General features: G+C 38.0%; 14 protein-coding genes. 5 read left to right on the forward strand and 9 right to left on the reverse strand.

Features of this window, described 5'->3' with window-relative positions; translation table 11 throughout:
• Positions 1-280: 280 nt before the first annotated feature.
• The 3 genes from D0T85_RS16605 to D0T85_RS16615 are packed head-to-tail and all read left to right on the forward strand — an operon-like array spanning position 281 to position 6,689.
• Positions 281-691, forward strand: a complete 411-nt coding sequence (locus D0T85_RS16605; protein WP_163214653.1) for an HU family DNA-binding protein — start codon at positions 281-283, stop codon at positions 689-691.
• Entirely contained in the window at positions 691-3,813 is a 3,123-nt protein-coding gene (locus tag D0T85_RS16610; RefSeq protein WP_163214654.1) for an exodeoxyribonuclease V subunit beta, read from the forward strand. The genes D0T85_RS16605 and D0T85_RS16610 overlap by 1 nt, the downstream gene beginning before the upstream one ends.
• Complete coding sequence (locus D0T85_RS16615) at positions 3,813-6,689, forward strand: PD-(D/E)XK nuclease family protein (protein WP_163214655.1); 2,877 nt, start codon at positions 3,813-3,815, stop codon at positions 6,687-6,689. Before D0T85_RS16610 ends, D0T85_RS16615 begins: the two co-directional genes overlap by 1 nt.
• A 243-nt stretch (positions 6,690-6,932) precedes the next feature.
• Here the strand turns inward: D0T85_RS16615 and D0T85_RS22550 are convergent, their stop codons facing one another.
• From D0T85_RS22550 to D0T85_RS16645, 6 genes are all read right to left on the reverse strand, one after another.
• Positions 6,933-7,259, reverse strand: a complete 327-nt coding sequence (locus D0T85_RS22550) for a hypothetical protein (protein ID WP_203558511.1) — start codon at positions 7,257-7,259, stop codon at positions 6,933-6,935.
• Positions 7,256-8,179: a DUF4296 domain-containing protein gene (locus tag D0T85_RS16625; RefSeq protein WP_239060754.1), complete on the reverse strand. Its 924-nt coding sequence runs from the start codon at positions 8,177-8,179 to the stop codon at positions 7,256-7,258. The genes D0T85_RS22550 and D0T85_RS16625 overlap by 4 nt, the downstream gene beginning before the upstream one ends.
• Positions 8,163-8,819 carry a lipoprotein signal peptidase gene (locus D0T85_RS16630; RefSeq protein WP_163214656.1) on the reverse strand — a complete coding sequence of 219 codons (657 nt, stop codon included), beginning with the start codon at positions 8,817-8,819 and terminating at the stop codon, positions 8,163-8,165. Before D0T85_RS16630 ends, D0T85_RS16625 begins: the two co-directional genes overlap by 17 nt.
• Positions 8,820-8,930: 111 nt before the next feature.
• Complete coding sequence (locus tag D0T85_RS16635; protein ID WP_163214657.1) at positions 8,931-9,311, reverse strand: TraR/DksA C4-type zinc finger protein; 381 nt, start codon at positions 9,309-9,311, stop codon at positions 8,931-8,933.
• A gap of 36 nt (positions 9,312-9,347) precedes the next feature.
• Positions 9,348-12,779: an isoleucine--tRNA ligase gene (gene ileS / locus D0T85_RS16640; protein WP_163214658.1), complete on the reverse strand. Its 3,432-nt coding sequence runs from the start codon at positions 12,777-12,779 to the stop codon at positions 9,348-9,350.
• 110 nt (positions 12,780-12,889) lie between these two features.
• The gene (locus D0T85_RS16645; RefSeq protein WP_163214659.1) at positions 12,890-13,729 is read right to left on the reverse strand and encodes a hypothetical protein; all 840 of its coding nucleotides are present in this window, start codon (positions 13,727-13,729) and stop codon (positions 12,890-12,892) included.
• A 171-nt stretch (positions 13,730-13,900) separates the two neighbouring features.
• Here D0T85_RS16645 and D0T85_RS16650 point away from each other — a divergent pair, with 171 nt between their 5' ends.
• Complete coding sequence (locus tag D0T85_RS16650) at positions 13,901-14,296, forward strand: DUF5675 family protein (RefSeq protein ID WP_239060755.1); 396 nt, start codon at positions 13,901-13,903, stop codon at positions 14,294-14,296.
• Between the two features lie 123 nt (positions 14,297-14,419).
• Here the strand turns inward: D0T85_RS16650 and D0T85_RS16655 are convergent, their stop codons facing one another.
• The 3 genes from D0T85_RS16655 to D0T85_RS16665 form a co-directional block, all read right to left on the reverse strand.
• Positions 14,420-14,863: a hypothetical protein gene (locus D0T85_RS16655; RefSeq protein WP_163214661.1), complete on the reverse strand. Its 444-nt coding sequence runs from the start codon at positions 14,861-14,863 to the stop codon at positions 14,420-14,422.
• A 124-nt stretch (positions 14,864-14,987) separates the two neighbouring features.
• On the reverse strand, positions 14,988-15,683 hold the full coding sequence (locus tag D0T85_RS16660) for a response regulator transcription factor (RefSeq protein ID WP_163214662.1): 696 nt from the start codon (positions 15,681-15,683) through the stop codon (positions 14,988-14,990).
• The gene (locus D0T85_RS16665; protein WP_163214663.1) at positions 15,680-17,152 is read right to left on the reverse strand and encodes a sensor histidine kinase KdpD; all 1,473 of its coding nucleotides are present in this window, start codon (positions 17,150-17,152) and stop codon (positions 15,680-15,682) included. Before D0T85_RS16665 ends, D0T85_RS16660 begins: the two co-directional genes overlap by 4 nt.
• A gap of 179 nt (positions 17,153-17,331) precedes the next feature.
• Here D0T85_RS16665 and D0T85_RS16670 point away from each other — a divergent pair, with 179 nt between their 5' ends.
• Entirely contained in the window at positions 17,332-19,404 is a 2,073-nt protein-coding gene (locus D0T85_RS16670) for an outer membrane beta-barrel family protein (protein WP_163214664.1), read from the forward strand.
• Positions 19,405-20,284 lie beyond the last annotated feature (880 nt).

Here is a 20,284-nt window from a genome sequence, read left to right on the forward strand (position 1 = left end):
AAAATCAAAGAATAGAGTTAAATAGAATTCTTGCAAAAGCTTCAGACTTTTCTTGTGGAAACCCTGTACTTTCCCTACCTTTGCTACAGAGTTTTCTTTTAGGGAGATGCGCATCTCCCCTATACCGAGATGCACATCTCCCATACACCAAGACGTGCATCTCCCCTATGCCGAGATGCGCATCTCCCTCAAGGAAAACTCTGTACTATATAAAAGGAAAAGCCGAAGAACATTCTGGAAAATACCGGAGAAAACAAAAACTTAATATTATATTCTACTTATGCCAGTACTGTATGTTGCCCGAAAAAAAACGTTTAGTATAAAAGGAATCCTGAAATCTTTATATTTCATAGTACCCAAAGCTTTACAGAAAAAAGGTGTTTCCGAAAATGAATTGGCAGATAGCTTAGCCGAATTAAGTTCACTATCTCCTGGAGATGTATTATCTGTACTAAGATTGCTTCCAGCCCAGATAGCAAAAGAAATAAAAAACGGACGAACAGTAACAATAGACGGGCTGGGAACTTTCTACATAGCAGTAAGCAGTGATGGAGCAGAAACCCCGGAAGAATGTAAACCCAAAAACATCCGCTCGTACCGTGTTTGTTTCAGAGCAGACGACACTATGAAAAATCATATGCTCAACTGCAAATTCGAACGTATACCCGACAACGACACTGAAAACAAATAATGAGCGAACTCCTTATCTACAAAGCCTCTGCTGGCTCTGGTAAAACCTTTACCCTGGCCGTAGAGTACATAAAACAACTTATTTTATATCCACGCGCTTACAAAAGTATACTCGCTGTAACCTTTACCAATAAGGCCACAGCCGAGATGAAAGAACGTATACTAAGCCAGCTATACGGCATTTGGAGCAACGATAAAGGTTCCGAAGCCTATCTGAAACGCTTAATGGAAGAAACCAGGCTGAGTGCCAAGGAAATCCGTAATGCATCAGGCCAAGCGCTTACAAATATTCTTCACGATTATAGCCACTTCCGGGTAGAGACGATCGACTCATTCTTTCAGTCGCTTATGCGAAATCTGGCCCGTGAGTTGGAACTTACACCCAACCTCAATATCGAATTAAATCAAGATGATATATTGAGTGAGGCTGTAGATTCCATGATTGAAAAGTTAACCCACAACTCGCCCATGCTGCTTTGGTTGCTGGATTATATCAATGAACGAATAGCTAACGATAAACGCTGGAATGTTTCGGACGAGGTTAAGAAATTCGGAAAAAACATTTTCAACGAAGAATATATAGAAAAAGGGGTAGCCCTTCGGGAGAAACTGAAAAATCCCGAAATAATCCGGGGGTATAAAGAAAAGCTGAATCTGCTAATGAAAGAAGCCATTGCCGAAATGACTGTTTACTGCGATTGGTTTGAACAGACATTAGAGATGAACAGCATGACACCAGAAGATTTCAGAAAGAGCATCCGCAGTTACTTTAGCAAATTGCGGAAAGGCATACTTAACGATAATCTGCGAAACCAAACCGTGGAAAGATGTTTAACCGAACCGGATTACTGGGCCTACAAGAAAGCACGCTATTATACAGAAATAACTTTGATGGCCGAGAATACTTTTATTCCGTTGTTACAGAAAACGGAAATGGCTCGCCAAAAAAACAACGTCATTGTAAACAGTTGCAGGTTATCTTTGCAGCACCTTCACAAAGTACAGCTTCTGGCAGGTATCGACGAAGAAGTGCGTGAGCAAAACCGGTTGAATAACCGTTTTTTACTTTCGGATACAAATGCACTGCTCCATTCGCTGATTAAAGATGATGATTCTTCGTTTGTATTCGAAAAAATAGGTAGCAGCATTCGCAATGTAATGATTGATGAGTTTCAGGACACCAGCCGTATGCAGTGGGAAAATTTCAAGCTACTGTTACTGGAGGGGCTATCGCAAGGAGCCGACAGTTTAATTGTTGGCGACGTAAAACAATCCATCTATCGCTGGCGTAATGGCGACTGGGGAATATTGAATGGATTGACCGACCGTATTGCTAACTTCCCCATCAATCTTAAAACGTTGGTTACCAACCGCCGAAGCGAAACCAACATTATTGAATTTAACAATAAATTTTTCACTGCGGCTGTAAATTACCTTAATGAAATGCATCGTACTGATTTGGGGATAAATTGCGAACCACTGCAAAAAGCCTATAAAGATGTAGTACAGAAATCTCCGAAGGAAATACAAAAGGGATATGTAAAAGTATCTTTCGTTAATGCTGAAAACAAAGACGAATATATTGAAAATACACTTCTGGAATTGGGTAAACAGGTACAAACGTTACTCGAGGCAGGAGTACAAACCAATGATATAGCCATATTGGTGCGCAAAAACAAAATGATACCGCAGATAGCGGAATATTTTGATAAAACGATGAACTGCAAAATCATTTCGGACGAAGCTTTCAGACTGGATGCCTCATTGGCAATCTCTATTATGATTAACGCAGTGCGTTATCTTTCTTCGCCTAGTGATAACATAGCCCGTGCCCAACTGATTATATCTTACCAGAACGACATATTAAACAACCCTATAAGCCGCAATGAGTTACTACTCAATCCGGATGATTCTTATCTTCCTACGGAGTTTATTGAAAACCTCGACCGCTTGCGGTTAATGCCTTTATACGAACTGTTGGAAGAGCTATTTATTCTTTTCCGCATGGAACTGATAGCAAATCAGGATGCCTATCTGTTCTCCTTTTTTGATGCGGTTCTGGATTACCTGCAAGATAACTCTCCGGATTTAACAAGTTTTATTCAGCATTGGGATAAAACCCTGTGCAGCAAAACGATCCCCAACGGCGAAGTAGAAGGAATACGCATTTTCTCTATTCATAAATCGAAAGGGCTTGAGTTTCATACGGTTCTGGTTCCCTTCTGCGATTGGAAACTGGAAAATGAAACCATGCAACAACTGGTTTGGTGTTTCCCCGAAGTAGCTCCTTTTAATGAGTTAGACATTGTTCCTATCAACTATTCTGCTCAAATGGCACAGTCTATTTATTTAAAGGATTATCTGCACGAGCGAATGCAGTTATGGGTAGATAACCTTAATTTGCTGTATGTAGCTTTTACACGTGCCGGAAAAAATCTTATTGTGTGGAGTAAGGAAGTACAAAAAAACACTGTCAGTGAGTTGTTAGCTAATGCCCTTCCGTATGCCGAATATGGCGAAATTTGTCCATCGGAAGCTAAAACCGAAACAAAGGTTACCAACAAACTGTTGCAGAAACCTTCTAAACTTCCGGTTAAAATGGAATCTACCAGACACGATATACAATTTAAACAATCCAACCGATCGGCCGATTTTATTCAAGGAATTGAAGAAGCCGACTCCGATTTCAGGTTCCTGGATCGTGGCCGGATGCTCCATACTTTATTCTCATGGATAAAATCTATAAACGATATTGGGCCTGCCATTGAACAATTAATTTTCGAGGGGGTTATAGGTAGTAAGGAGCAGGAAGAAGAAATACGAAACATTACTCACAAGGCTTTCTCTTTACCTGCCGTGCAGGATTGGTATTCGGGCGAATGGCATCTTTTTAACGAATGTGCCATTATATATAAAGAAAACGGTATGATGCAGCTTCGCCGGCCCGACAGGGTAATGATGAAAGATGGCCGCGTAGTGGTGGTCGATTTTAAGTTCGGAAAGCCTCAGAAACAGTACCGTAAACAGCTACTAGAGTACATGGACCTATTAAACCGGATGGGATATACCAACATTGAAGGATACCTTTGGTACGTAGATAAAGAATTAATAGAACAAATATAATGGAGCCATTTCTTAAGATTGTTGCACAGGACCTTTTCAAAAAGAAAGGAAATGATATGTCGCGCATTGCGGTAGTGTTCCCAAACAAACGTGCCGGATTGTTTTTCAACGAGTATCTTGTTGAAGAGTCCGATATGCCATTATGGGCCAATCTACCGTTATGGTCGCCTGCTTACTTAAGCATTAGCGAACTGTTTCTGGGGTTCTCCTCACTCAAAACAGGCGATTCCATCAAGCTGATTACCGAACTTTATAAAGTGTTTCACCAGGAAATGGCTAACGACGAAACGCTGGACGATTTCTATTTCTGGGGAGAATTGCTGTTGAGCGACTTTGACGATGTAGATAAGAATCTCGTTAATGCCGAACAGCTCTTTGCCAACCTGAAAGATCTGAAACAGATTATGGATGATCTTGATTTTCTGGACGAAGAACAGGAAGCAGCCATCCAACAGTTCTTTTCCAACTTCTCCATAGAAAGACGAACGGAGTTAAAAGAACGGTTTATCTCTATTTGGGATAAGCTGGAAGATATATATACCCAATACAAAAAGAATCTAACTGCGCTTGGCATAGCTTATGAGGGAATGATATACCGTGATGGAATCGAGAAACTGGTTCCGGAAAACCTTCCTTTTGACACCTATGTGTTCGTTGGCTTCAATGTACTTAACAAAATTGAATACAAGCTATTTGAAGAACTTCAAAATGCAGGAAAAGCATTGTTCTATTGGGATTACGATGTCTTTTATACCAACAATAACCAGATAAAGCACGAGGCAGGCACCTATATGGTTAAGAATCTGCATAACTTTCCTTCCTCGTTAAGTACGAAGTTATTCGATAACCTCAAGAAACCCAAGAAGATACAGTTTATTTCTTCCCCGACCGAAAATGCCCAAGCGCGTTTTCTTCCCGAGTGGGCAGAGAATATAGATTTCATCGCCGAAAAGGAAAATGCAGTAGTGTTATGCAACGAATCTCTTCTGTTGCCAATCTTGCATTCCATTCCCGAAGAGATAAGCAATGTAAATATCACAATGGGATTCCCTTTGTCGCAGACTCCGGCCTATACTTTTGTAAACGCATTGATCGAACTACAAACTACCGGATATGACAATAAATCAGGAAGATATACATTTACTGCTGTCGAAACCATCCTGAAACATCCCTATACACTGAGCCTATCACCTAATGCCGATGCTTTGATACAGGATCTTACAGCAAACAATCGCTTTTATCCGCTTCCATCGGAGTTGCAAAGAGATGAAATTCTTCATCAGATATTCACTCCTCAAAATACATTGATTGCTATCTGCAACCAGGTAACAGAGTTATTAAAAGAGATAACAACACTATACAGAAGTGAAGAAGATAGCGATGATGTTTTCAACCAGCTATACCGCGAATCTCTTTTTAAAAGCTACACAATAATCAACAGAATGCTCAACCTGCTTGAAAATGGCGAGTTGGATGTACGCGAAGATACTTTTAAACGATTGGTATATAAGATATTACTATCTACCAATATACCTTTCCACGGTGAACCGGCCATCGGGATGCAGATTATGGGGGTTCTGGAAACGCGTAACCTTGATTTCAGAAATATCATTATCATGTCTTTCAATGAGGGACTGATGCCCCGCAGCACTGCCGATTCTTCGTTTATTCCGTTCTCACTGCGCAAGGCTTTTGGGATGACTACCATAGAACATCAGGATGCTATTTATGCGTATTATTTCTATCGCATGATTCAGCGGGCGGAGAATGTTACTATACTGTACAATACTTCTTCTGGTGGAATCAATCCGGGTGAAGCTTCCCGCTTTATGCTTCAAATGCAGGTAGAATGGCCTTATCCTATTGAGCAAAAGTTTCTGGAAGCCGGTCAGTCGCCTCAAAAGTCAGCCGAGATAACCATCGCCAAAACTCCGGATGTTATAGAACGTTTACATCAGGTTTTTAATCTCGACCTGAACAAGAAAGCTAATTTTACCCCATCGGCTTTAAACATGTATATAGATTGTGGTTTGAAGTTCTACTACAATTTTATTGCTGGATTAAAAGAACGGAAAGAAGTGAATACGGAAGTAGACTCTCCTACTTTCGGTAGTATCTTCCACCGGTCGGCAGAGTTAATTTACAGAAAACTAACAGAGTTCAACAGGATTATAAAGAAAGATGATCTGGAAAAGCTTCTTAAGAACGACCGAATGATTCAGGCCTATGTGGATATTGCTTTTAAAGAGATATTCTTTCATATTCCCGAAGAAGAGGTTCCCGAATACAATGGTACACAGTTAATTAACTCCAAAGTTATTGCTACATACATCAAACAATTGCTTCGTAACGACCTGCAATATGCTCCGTTCGAAATGGTTGAGATGGAAAAATGGGTAAGCGAAACCATCCGTGTAAAATCTGGAGACCTTTTGATCAATACCCGGATAGGTGGTATTATCGACCGTGTAGACTGCAAAGATAACACCCTCCGCATAGTAGATTATAAAACTGGAGGTAGTCCTAAAGTCCCCGAAAGTATTGAAGAGTTATTTATCTCAAGCGAGAAAAGACCGAATTATATTTTCCAAACCTTTCTGTATGCGGCTATCATGTGTCGACTGCAAAGTAAAAAGGTTGCTCCCTCGTTGTTGTATATTCACAGGGCAGCATCAGAAACATATTCGCCTGTTATAGAGATAAATAATTTTTTGGTAAGAACCCCGGTTTACGATTTTTCGGTATACGAGAAGGAATTCAGATCCAGACTTTATGTGTTGTTGGAAGAGATATTTAATTCAAGGATTCCTTTTACTCAAACGGATAATAAAAGGCGTTGTGAGTTCTGCGATTATAAATCACTGTGTAAAAGATAAATCAAAACTACAATATTAGTCTGGGAGGAAGCACAGACAAAACAAACTATTTAGAGGCCAATGGCCTCAATCCAATAGCATAGGGCAAAGCCCTATGTAACATATCGAATATACAGAAAGACCCCAAAGGGGTCAACGCAAACCATAACTATAACTGCGTTGACCCCTTTGGGGTCAATAAAAAATACTTTCCTCTTCGTAGGGCTTTGCCCTACGCTATTGCATAGAGGCCGTTGGCCTCAATTAAAGAATAATTAACTGGCTGTTTTTCTGCGGTTGAGTAAGAGTAAAATCGAAAGGATATATTTGTATAATCCGAACCTCTGATAACACAGGTATATCAGAGGCATTTCCTTGTACTTGCTTATTTGAATAAAACTCAGGGTTGAGAACCGTTTGGACTTCTTCGGTAACAGGCAATAAACAAATAATTCCCTGCATCCATGATACTGCTTCAATTTCTTCGGTTAAGGGAAAAAGCAGTATTCCATCGCCTTTTTCTTCCACAACATACTGTTTCAGAAAGCCATATTCCGGAATATAAATGTAATTTGCTGCAAAACGTTTCATTTGCTAACAGAGGAAGGACGAGCCCTTTCCATCCGCTGGGGTTGTTCTTGTAGAACTTCGGTTGGCTCAATAGGTTTGATTTTCTCCGGTTCAGGTTTTAGTATCTTCTCTGTTGCAACAACTGTGTCGGTACGGGTGGTTAATGTATCTTGCGAGTGGTAACGCATCAACGAAATACTATCTATCCACAAGGGTTTAACAGAGTTATCTTTGGCATTATAATAAATAAAGCCTTTGATTTCCTTTATCTTACCCAAAGTATCCGAATGCAAACGAATGGTATCCATTCCTGAAGTGACTATTTTTCTTATATCGCTGATTATACTATCATTATCGTATATAATATGCATAGCCATAATAGCGGCCCGGTTACTATCAACCTCATGTCCCAGGAAATTGTAATTTACCTGCCACGACAATGTATCACGATCATAGAAATTTGTATCCGATGGCAGATTAAAGGTGATCTTATTATTTAAAGGATGTCCTGTTAAGCGGTATATCTTTTCAAGGAACCAAACATTAATGCTATCGCCCGATTCAGATACCATTGGTTTGTTGTCGCGAATAGAAATCAGTCTCTTTACATCATTCAAATCGTTTTTCAAGCGTTTACTTACTTTTTCGTAAACTTTAGAAAGTACTTCGGTGTTACGTGTGTACCAAACCATAGATGAGTCGAATGCAGCTTGAGTAGTACCGTATTTCTTAAATACATCTTCTACATACAGAGCCTTTTTGTAGTTTTCATTATATGGCAAACCGTCTCCCATGGCTTTTGCAATATGATAATCGTATAGCAATTGCTCCATGGTACTTTCGGGAATAACATCTTTGGGTCTTTTTATTCCACAACTCATGAAAATAAAAAGCCCCAGAAAACAACAAACCAGACTATATGTTCTATTTACTCTTTTCAACTTTATCTGTCTTATCCGAATGATATATAGTATTCAAATATCTACCATAAAACAAAATCAAGGCAATCATGCCACAACTTATTGCAGCATCAGCAAAATTAAATATCGGGCTAAAGAAAACAAACTCTTGACCTCCCATGCCAAATGGCATCCATGTAGGCCATGTAGTTTGTATGATGGGGAAATAAAACATGTCTACTACTTTACCATGGAACCAGGAAGAATACCCTTCTCCTATTGGAACAAAGTTAGCAACATTACGGATAACCGGATCGCTGGCTTCGAAAATAACTCCATAAAAGATACTGTCGATTATATTACCAATAGCTCCGGCAAGTATCAGAGATACACAAATAACATATCCGGTTTTGAGTTTTTGCTTAATTATCTTCGCCAAGTACCAGCCAATCACACTGACTGCCACTATACGGAACAAGGTGAGGAATAATTTACCAAATATTTCCATACCAAAAGCCATTCCATTGTTCTCTGTAAAATAAATAAAGAACCAATCGGTTATCCGGATACTTTCGTGCCAATACATATTGGTTTTAATCCAGATCTTTATCCACTGGTCAATGATTAATACAAGTAAAACTATTATAATGGATAACTGTCCTTTGGATAGTGAAATTTTCATTCGGTTTATAGTTTGTAGTAAGTAGCAAGAATAAAGTAGTAAGAAGCAAGAATGCGATGCCGCATGGTATTCTTACTACTTACTACTTATTTCTAAATTCTGTATATTTAATTATTTCTTTCCTTCATTTTTGGCCTCGATACTCAACGTTGCATGCGGAACAGCACGAAGACGTTCGGCAGGAATCAATTTTCCTGTTTCGCGGCATATACCGTAAGTTTTATTCTCAATACGTATCAAAGCTGCCTGTAGTCCCTGAATGAACTTCTGCTGACGAGCTGCAAGACGTGTTGTTTCTTCTTTCGATAAAGTACTCGCACCCTCTTCCAACACTTTATATGTTGGTGATGTATCGTCGGTATCATTACCGTCTTTATTCATGATGCTACTTTTAAGAAGCTCATAATCGCGTTGAGCCAATTCCAGTTTCTCCATGATTATCTTCCGGAACTCTTCTAACTCTACATCTGAATATCTGGTTTTTTCTGCCATAACTCTGTAATTTAAAAATAGTAATTAGCAAATGGTCTATTTATTACTTTTCTCTATACTTACAAACAAAGAGAAATCGTCAAAATTTAGTTCAACTCCATTGTCTACCGAATCAACTAATTCTAAAGATGTTCCCAATACTTGATTGCAAATATAGGTATTATATTCTTTTACTGCATCATCTGTTTGAGGATTTTTAGACAATGTAATTTCTATTTTGTCTGTTATCTCAAACCCATTCGATTTGCGGATATTTTGAATACGGTTAACCAACTCACGTGCAACACCTTCGCGGCGAAGTTCTTCTGTTATAGTTACTTCCAGTGCTACCGTTAGTTTACCTTCGTTTGCAACCAGCCAGCCGGGAATATCTTCGCTGATGATTTCTACATCAACAGCCTCAATAACTGCATCAGCACCATCAATAATAAGTGTATAGTTTCCGTTTCTTTCGAGTTCAGCTATTTGTTCCTGATTCATTTCGCTGACAACAGCAGAAACAGCTTTCATCTGTTTACCGAACTTAGGACCCATCTTCTTGAAATCGCATTTTACACGTTTCACAAGGATACCGGCGGTTCCATCGACAAACTCAATTTCTTTCACATTGACTTCACTCATAATCAGAGATTTCACCGCTTCAACATGTTCTTTCTGAGCCTCATTAAGAACAGGAATCATGATACGTTGCAAAGGCTGACGTACTTTGATATTCACTTTTCTTCTGAGTGCCAGAACCATTGAAGTAATATCCTGAGCCATCTTCATGCGAATTTCCAGTTGCTTGTCGATCAATGCTTCATTGTATTTTGGGAATTCGGCTAAATGCACTGAATCGGTTGTAGCACGTCCGGTTGCTTTAGTCAGATCAGTATATAAAAGATCAGCATAGAACGGTGCTATTGGCGACATTAACTTCGCTACTGTTTCCAAACAGGTATAAAGTGTTTGATATGCAGATAGTTTATCTTGTGTGAATTCACCGCCCCAGAAACGTTTTCTGTTTAAACGCACATACCAGTTAGACAGGTTGTCGTTTACAAAATCAGAGATTAATCGTCCTGCTTTGGTTGGTTCATAATCGTTATAACATGCATCTACTTCCTGAATCAAAGAGTTGAGTTCCGATAGAATCCAACGGTCAATTTCAGGTCGTTCGGATACTGGTATATCGGCTTCTTTGTATTCAAACCCGTCTACATTTGCATAAAGAGCAAAGAAAGAATAGGTATTATATAATGTACCAAAGAATTTACGACGCACTTCTTCTACCCCATCAACATCAAACTTCAGATTATCCCATGGTGCAGAGTTGGTAATCATATACCAGCGTAATGGGTCGGAACCATATTTTTCTATCGCCTGGAAAGGATCAACACCATTACCCAAACGTTTAGACATTTTGTTTCCGTTCTTATCTAACACCAATCCGTTGGAGATAACTGCTTTAAATGATTTTGTATCAAAAACCATTGTTGCAATAGCATGGAGGGTAAAGAACCAACCACGAGTTTGGTCAACTCCTTCGGCGATGAAATCGGCAGGATACACAACACCGCTATCTAATAATTCTTTGTTTTCGAACGGATAGTGAATTTGTGCATAAGGCATAGCACCCGAATCGAACCAAACGTCGATAAGGTCGGCTTCACGTTTCATTGGTTGGCCGCTTTCGGAAACAAGAATTATATCGTCAACATAAGGACGGTGCAGGTCTATTTTATCATAATTTTCATTACTATAATCACCTGGTACAAAGCCTTTATCTTTTAATGGATTCGATGCCATTAATCCGGCAGCAACCGATTTTTCAATTGCGTTGTACAGTTCGGCAACCGATTCTATACATACTTCTTCGCTGTTATCTTCTGTACGCCAGATTGGCAACGGAGTACCCCAATAGCGCGAGCGGCTGAGGTTCCAATCGTTCAGGTTTTCCAACCATTTACCAAAACGTCCGGTTCCGGTGGATTCGGGTTTCCAGTTGATTTCTTTGTTCAATTCCATCATGCGCTCTTTGCAGGCAGTAGAACGAATAAACCAACTATCCAACGGATAATATAACACAGGTTTGTCTGTACGCCAGCAATGCGGATAGTTGTGAACATGCTTTTCGATCTTAAATGCCAGATTATTGGCTTTAAGCATCATACAGATAGCAACATCAAGAGTTTCGTCGGCTTCTGTCAGATTCGAATCGTATACGTTCTTCACAAATCTTCCGGCGAATTCTTTATATAGTTCTACGTTTACACGTTCTTTCACAAAGTCCCCGTCCAGTTCGTCTATCTTATAGAATTTACCTGTAAGATCAACCATTGGGCGTAACTCTCCTTTGGTGTTGATTAGTTGCAAAGGAGGAACTCCAGCTTGCTTTGCAACATGGGCATCGTCGGCACCAAATGTAGGAGCAATATGAACAATACCTGTACCATCTTCGGTTGTTACATAATCACCGGGTATTACACGGAAAGCACCATCACCGGGATAAACCCATGGAATAAGTTGTTCGTATTCCATGCCCAACAGGTCGGTTCCTTTGTATTCGGCAATTACTTTAAATGGCACTAGTTTATCTCCCTGCTTGTAATCTTCTAAAGCCAGATCGGCTGCTTTCGGATTGAAGTGTGCATTCAATAATGCTTTAGCCAAAACCACAGTTACAGGTAACCCAGTATATGTATTGTATGTTTGTACGGCAACATAATCGATGTTTGGTCCTACACAAAGGGCTGTATTCGATGGTAATGTCCAGGGTGTAGTTGTCCAGGCCAGAAAGCAAGGTGTTCCCCATTGCGCCATTTCGGGTTTCGGGTTCTTCATTCTGAACTGTGCTACCACTGTTGTATCCTTTACATCGCGATAGGTTCCGGGCTGGTTTAGTTCGTGCGAACTTAAACCGGTTCCGGCAGCAGGCGAATAAGGTTGTATGGTATATCCTTTATATAAAAGGTCTTTATTATATAACTGTTTAAGAAGCCACCATAATGTTTCGATATAACGGTTATCGTATGTGATGTAGGGGTCGGTCATATCTACCCAATATCCCATTATGTGGGTTAAGTCTTCCCACTCTTTGGTATACTTCATCACGTCTTTACGGCAGGCAGCATTATAATCGGCTACAGAAATCTTTTTGCCTATATCCTCTTTGGTAATTCCCAATGCTTTTTCAACACTAAGCTCAACAGGAAGCCCGTGGGTATCCCATCCTGCTTTACGTTTCACCTGAAAACCTTTCATGGTTTTATAACGACAGAAAATGTCTTTAATGGCACGGGCCATCACATGATGAATACCCGGCATACCGTTTGCCGAAGGTGGTCCTTCATAAAACACAAACGAAGGACATCCTTCGCGCTCTGTCATGCTCTTTGCGAAAACGCTGTTTTCATCCCATTTCTTAAGTACTTCCTTGTTTACTTCCGAAAGGTCAAACTGAGAATATTCAGCAAATTTCTTACTCATAATTCGATGTTTTTCTATATCTCTCAAAAATTAAGGTGCAAATTTACAAAAAGTTAAGATAGGAAAAGCTATTCTATAAAATAAAATAACACAAATAGTGGTTCTGTTTATCAATACTCTACTTTTAATATATTTGATAGATGCCTTCTTCTTATTCCCCAATTAATAACAGTGATTTCATCGCCGGCCAATAGCAAGTTCAATAATTGCGGATTTTCTTCTTTTATTTGTTTCATGCTCCCTATTTCCAATGTGGCTACATCCTGCTCCATCATTGTATATAGATATGGGCGGAGTATTTTTTGAATAGTATCCGATATTTCGGGTTTGTGTGTAGTATAAACAATCATATCTACTGTTTGAAATCCTTTCAACGTTTTGTATCTGTTTGCTTCCCATCTGAAAGGTATTTTTGTTAATGAGTCTCTTCCAACAATATATAAATCATTGAAATCGTCCCACCCTCTGCTTATGCCCGATGTTTTTTCTCCATTGTTATAGTAATAGTCAACTACATCAATTTTGCGTCGGGTTATAGCTTTGTTAGAAACCTCTAAAGCAATAGGAAAACGAATACTATAGATACGGTTAAAAGTGCTGTTACACTTCAATATAATTGGCAGGTCTGTTTCTGTTTGTTTTATTTTTATTACTCCGTTATAACCTTGAATAAAATTGGTTACAGGAACAAAGAAGTAAACCAATACAGTAATCCCCCATACCAGAACCAGTTTCTTTAATCTCTTTATTTTAAAGCCTGTAATTAGAAGTATCGCAGGGAGGCATAACAGAAAGATTACCAGAAAAATTATTTCATAAATATCCTTTGTGCTGATTTCGCCTCCATAAGATGCTAAAAGGATAGGATTTACCACACAGTCCATATAAAACCCTATAGCCAGATACGTTAACAATAGAACAAATGTAACAACGATTATTTTCTTTTTCATAATTAACAGCAAGTAAATTAGGTTGCCGAAGTTACAGAAATATTTGCACCTAACCACAACCTCTACAAAAAAATGCTTTCCTAAATGAACAAATAGTAGCATGATTATCGTTATTATACTAAGATTACACATTAATTAATAACAACGAACTTTTAATCAGAATTAATGACTATGGAAATTATGTTAAAAAGAACTGCTAAAAAGCGGGAATATACAATTGGAAAGCTATATTTGAATGACAAATATTTCTGTGATACACTTGAAGATACAGTACGAGATCTTTCGAAAGAAGAAAAAGTACCTGGGAAAACTGCAATACCAGCAGGGATATACAAAGTAATTGTAAATAAATCCCCGCGTTTTGGTCGCCAATTACCCAAATTATTGGATGTACCTCACTTCACTGGCATACTTATCCACAAAGGCAATACCTCTAATAACACTTCCGGGTGTATTTTGGTAGGCGAAAGTATAAAAAACGGCATGGCTTTTAATTCTGCATATTACGAACAAGAACTTGTAGAATTGCTATGCAAAGAAACAGATATTACTATTGAAATTAAATAACATGAATAAGAAACAATATAAAGATAGTGCCAAAATGGTTTTCTGGTCGTTTGTCGGTATGCTTATATTGATAGTAGCAATGCTTATTAAATAAAGGGCAACTATGCAAAGTTGCCTCTTATTTTAATTTAATGCCGTCCAAATATCCAGAATAGATATTTTGAGTTCTTCTCTTACCTTTTGAAGATTATCCCTATCTAATGTATTTTGATAATCAATGCAAGCCATATTTTTCCAGTTGTAGGCTTTTGGAGTTATATCGTCCCACAATAATATAGTAGGTCTTTTAAAGGTTTTCCGGATACTTAAACCCAAAGCTACCTTAGGATTTAAAGAACTCAAATCACACACTACAACCGGAGCATTAATTATTTTCTTTAAAGCTTTTAGCTCTAAATTCTTTTCACTTTTAAGTTCATTTCCACTAATAGATGTCATACCGGCATTCTCTATGGCCGGTTTAATCAATAAATCGTAAACTTTACGAAAATGCCCGTTTTCATATCCTCTGCATTCGCGTTCTGTGGGCATTATAACAAAACACTCCTTGAAAATACTGTTTCCCATAATAGTCTCTCTCTCCCTGAATATTATGAAACAAAAATAATCAATAAGTTCAAACCTGCAAACTAATCGGTCGTATGGAACATTTTTTTATCGTAAAAGAAGCTATATATGCATAATTCTATCTCTAATTTACGATTAGTTTATATCCTATTCCCCGAACATTCACTATGCGAATATGCTCATCCTTAGATAGTTTATGTCGCAATTTTGTTATAAAAACATGCAAACTGCGAGAATTAAAGAAACTATCATCACCCCATAAGTCTAAAAGAACATTTTGTGTATTTACCACCTCATTCCGATTCTCGCACAAACGTTTTAGTATTTCGGCTTCGCGATGAGACAAATCTTGTTTTTCACCGTTCAAAACTAACTCCTGTTTAACTGAGTCGAAATAATAGTTACCTATTTCAAATCGTGTAACTATTTCCTTTTCGTTAAAGGAGAAAGCTTTTCCCAACAATGCTTTAATACGAACAATTAGTTCTTGCATGCCGAATGGCTTTTTCAGGTAATCGTTAGCACCAAGTTCAAATCCTTCAACCACATCGTTTATTGCAGAACGTGCAGTAAGAAACAAAACCGGTGTTTGCTTGTTGATTTGGCGGATACGGCGCACCATCTCGAAACCGTCCATACGGGGCATCATAACATCGGCTACCAATACATCCGGACGAATATCAAAAAACAATCGCAACCCTTCTTCGCCATCGGCGGCTAAATGTATATTGAAGTTGCTTTCTTCAAGCGTATCTTTAATAATCATGGCCAGTGTTTGCTCGTCTTCTACCAGAAGCACATTTATCTTGTTGTTTTTCATCTTTGGTTTATTATTAAAGTAAAGGTACTACCTTTTCCTGGTTCGCTATGCAATGTTATTGTACCATTCATTTTCTCGATCATTGTTTTTACGTAATACAATCCCAAGCCATATCCTTTTACATTGTGTAAGTTGCCGGTAGGAACTCTATAGAATTTATCAAATATATGCTTCTGCCGGTCGGCTGAAATACCAATTCCTTTATCTGCAACGATTATTTCAAGATTGTTGCTTTTTATACAGGCTTTTATGGTAACATGAGCACTTTCCGACGAGTACTTAACTGCATTGTCTATCAAGTTACTGATTATATTACTGAAGTGACTGCGATCAATATCCACAACAATATCCTGTGGCCGAATATCTACATCAAATTCTACTTTCTTATCTGCTTTTAAGGTATGCTGTTCAACTAACGAGTTTATTAGAGGGGCAACCTGCACCTCTTCTATCTTGAAGCAGAATGTTTCTCTGTTTTCCATACTCATAGAAAGAATTTGTTCGACCAAGCCACTGAGCCGCTGCAATTGTTCCTGAGTAATATGCAGGTATTTATCCCGTTTGGATTTTTCTTCGGCCAGATTAAAATTCAACATCGCATCTGTTGCTGCATAAGCCACTGCTATAGGAGTTTTCAGTTCATGAGTTATATTATTGGTGAAATCGGTTTTCATTTCCTCCAATGTTCTCTGTTTTAACAGTGTACGGATTAGATACCAAAAAGAGAATCCCAATACAACAATAATAATGAATGATGCCAAAAGAATACCTTTCATTTGCTTTAAAACATATTTATTTACTGGCTCGGTATATACAATATAGGCATGATTATCTTCTAAATCATAGTAGTGTGTATATTTTTGCATTGGGGTAACATCTACTCCAACCGGAACCAACGAGAACACAATGCTATCTTCTACACAATCTGCAACTTGTGTATAATGAAGCATCTTTAGATTAGATTTTTTGAACTCATCCGATAATATACTATCAAATTTCATGATATTAACATTGCCCACTACCCCATCTACTGTGCTATGCAATCCCTTCTGCATAGATAATGCCATCTTTTCAATGGACGAAATATCTTTTCCTAATCCAAAATCCGGTTCCTGCTCCGATTGCTTTAGATGCCTGGTTGTATCTATTTCTATCGAATCATTTTTTAGTTTTTGTGTCAATACCGGTGCCTCGCTCTTATTGGTAAACGAAGTCGAAAAGCTAACCTCTCCAGTAGAAGTATCTGTACTTACCTCGGTTTCCCGCTGTTTTTCGCGAGCATCACTGATACTATCCAAACGTAGAAAAAGTTCTATATGATCTGCATTTTTTATTGCATTTACAACCGTTACATCTGTTTGCTTTTTCTGCGTTATATACATATTATATAACCAATAGGATTGATAAACAAAAATACCGGTTAACGATGCAATAACCAGAATGGCTATATATTTAAAAGGTAGTTTCATGTTTGTTATAAGTTAGTAATCGCAAAGATATATGGATTCTGTCGAATATAAACTGCACGATAAGACTAAATAACACTACTGATAACACTAGATAACACTACATAAGTTTGTGATAACCTAATGTTCTCTCACAATTGTCGTACTTTGCATCCAGACAAAACAATTAAAACTTATATATTATGAAAAGGCTTTTAATATTATCTACTATTTTCATTGCAATTGCATCAAAAGCTCAAATACAAGTGAACGATTCTACCTATCTGTTTTTGGATAGTCTTTTTATGAATCTGCCCGAAGTTATGGTTACCGGCGAGCAGCCTATTGTTAAAGCAGATCAGGGAAAACTAACTTATGATCTTCCGCGTATGGTTAGTCAGCTTCCAGTTGATAATGCATTGGATGCTATTAAAGAATTGCCGGGAGTTGTTGATATGGATGGGTTGACATTGGCTGGTAAAGCTATAAACATTATTATTGATGGTAAGGTAAGTACATTATCGTACGAACAATTAACACAGCTGCTTCAAACAATCCCTGTTTCGCGCATTGAAAAAGCAGAAGTTATGTATGCTGCTCCTGCACGATATCAGGTGCGTGGTCCTATGATTAACTTAATATTGAAGAAAGATAACGAAAACAGCAATCTTACAGGAGAATTATTTTCATCGTGGTTGCAAAGACAATACGGAAGTTTCAGAGAACGTGCAAGCCTCCTTTATTCATCTTCTAAATTCTCTGCCGATTTACTTTACTCTTACAATCGAAATAAGAATAAACAAACAATGGATAAGGAGGCTTTGCACACTGTAAACGGTACGGTTTACCCTATGAACTTATCGGACAGACTTTTATACCGTTCGCACAATCACAACATAAGATTGGGTATGGATTACACCTTTGCACAAGATAATGTATTAAGTATGGTGTACACCACAAACTTCTCCAACTACGATAATAATGGAGTAACAAGTGGCACCCAAAATTCAATTGCCAAAAGAACCGGAAACGACCAGCTACACAATGTAAAACTAGATTATCGCACTCCTTTTGGTTTAAGTACCGGTGCTGAGTTTACCTTCTATAAGTCGCCTGGTAAACAACACATTAACAGCACAATGAATGATGAAGAAATCAGCATACAATATGATGAACTGCAAAAAATTAACAGTTGGAAGTTTCATGCCACACAAGAACATAGTTTATCCAACAACTGGGGCTTAAATTATGGAGCATATTACTCTACAACGGTTGATAACAGTTTTCAAAATTACTATGATATGGAAACCGGAAAGTATAATCCGGAGAAATCAATGAAAGCACGAAGAAAGGAATATACAGTAAATGGTTTTGCCGGATTCAGTAAGGCATTTGGCGAAAAGGTTTCTATGGATGCATCGTTTGCAGCAGAATTGTACAACTCGGATATCTGGAACGAATGGATGTTTTACCCTACTTTAAATGTAAACTATCTGGCATCGCCGGGCAACATGTTTCAATTTTCGTTATCCAGTGATAAAAGATATCCTGAATTCTGGAGCATAAATAACTCTATTGCTTACCTGAGCACTTATTCGGAAATTCATGGTAATCCCGATCTTAAGCCTTCGGTTAGCTATAACACATCTCTTACTTATATATTAAAAAGCAAGTATATTTTTACAGCTTTCTTTAATCATCAACCGGATTATTTTGTGCAAGCCTTGTATCAGGACCCAACCAGATTGACCGAGGTTTATAAATATCTGAACTTTGATTATCAGCAACAATTTGGTGTGCAAATGGTTATTCCTTTTAAAATTGGTAACTGGTTAAACTCACGTATTACAACTACAGGATACAATAAGAGAGAGAAAGATAATGATTTCTGGGATATACCATTCAATCGTAATCATACATCGTTCATGGTATCAATGAATAATTCAATAACTTTATCAACCCAGCCCAATCTTCTTTTAAATATATCGGGATATTACCAAAATGGTTCGATACAGGGAATATATGATTTAAGTCGTTCGGGGGCATTAAATGCTTCATTAAGATGGAAATCGGATAATCAAAAATTTACGGTTACATTAAAAGGTAACGATTTGCTTGGAACAGAACAGGTTAACCCTAAAATCAAATTCAAAGGCCAGCATGTTAGTAATCGTTTTAGTAATACAACCCGTGGGGTTGAGGTTTCGTTTAGTTATCAGTTTGGTAATCATAAAGAGAAACAAAGAGAAGAGGTGGATACTTCAAGGTTCAAATAACATCCTCTACACAGAGTTTAAAAATCAAAAATCATTCGTCATTCAACACGCAATGTATTTATAGAAGCCATCTTCGGGCCGTAGGCCCAGTTCAATTCAGCCCAACGCAACGCGTTGGGTAGATAAATACCTTATATAATTTCTTATTAAACTGCCCTTTCAGGGCGCTGTGTATGAGATGATTATCTACCCAACGCGTTGCGTTGGGCTGAATTAAACTGAGCCTTCGGCCCGGAAGTATACATTTAATTGAGCATCTGCCCTACAGAATAGTGAGTTTTTTCTGTCCTTACAGAAAGTTTTCGATGAAAAAAGTATCATAAGTCTCATAGATGGTTTAATGTATTAATTATCAGAAGTTTAATTTATGATGTTTTGCTAAAAAGTAAAACATAAGTACCATTACAAGTATCATAACACTCTTCACTCAAAATCGAGTAACTTTCATGTCTTTTCTATTATTTTAGTTATTCGGTTATTCGGTTTTTGCTTCTCTGTAGGATGCCTTTTGTTTCTCTATACAAAACTAACTGTTTCTCAGTATGAAACCAACAGTTTCACAGTAGGAAACCAACAGTTTTCTATATAGGAAACTACTTGTTTTCTACTAATGAAACTAGTTGTTTCATATATAGAAAACTAGTAGTTTCATTAGTAGAAAATAAAATGAAACTACTGTTTTTTTGAATTTAAGTTATAATGAAACTTTTTTTCAAGCAGAAGAACAGTACAATAGTTACAAATTGTAAGTATGCCGCATGGTTTAACCGGAACGGTTGTTAATCTTGATCGAGTAGACTGCCCTGCCGGTGTCGCCCGGCAGGGAGAGCCTCTCACACCACTGTACGTACGGGTCACGTATACAGCGGTTCGTTAAGAT

The organism is Bacteroides sp. 519 (genome assembly GCF_010500955.1).
Classification (GTDB): domain Bacteria; phylum Bacteroidota; class Bacteroidia; order Bacteroidales; family Bacteroidaceae; genus Bacteroides.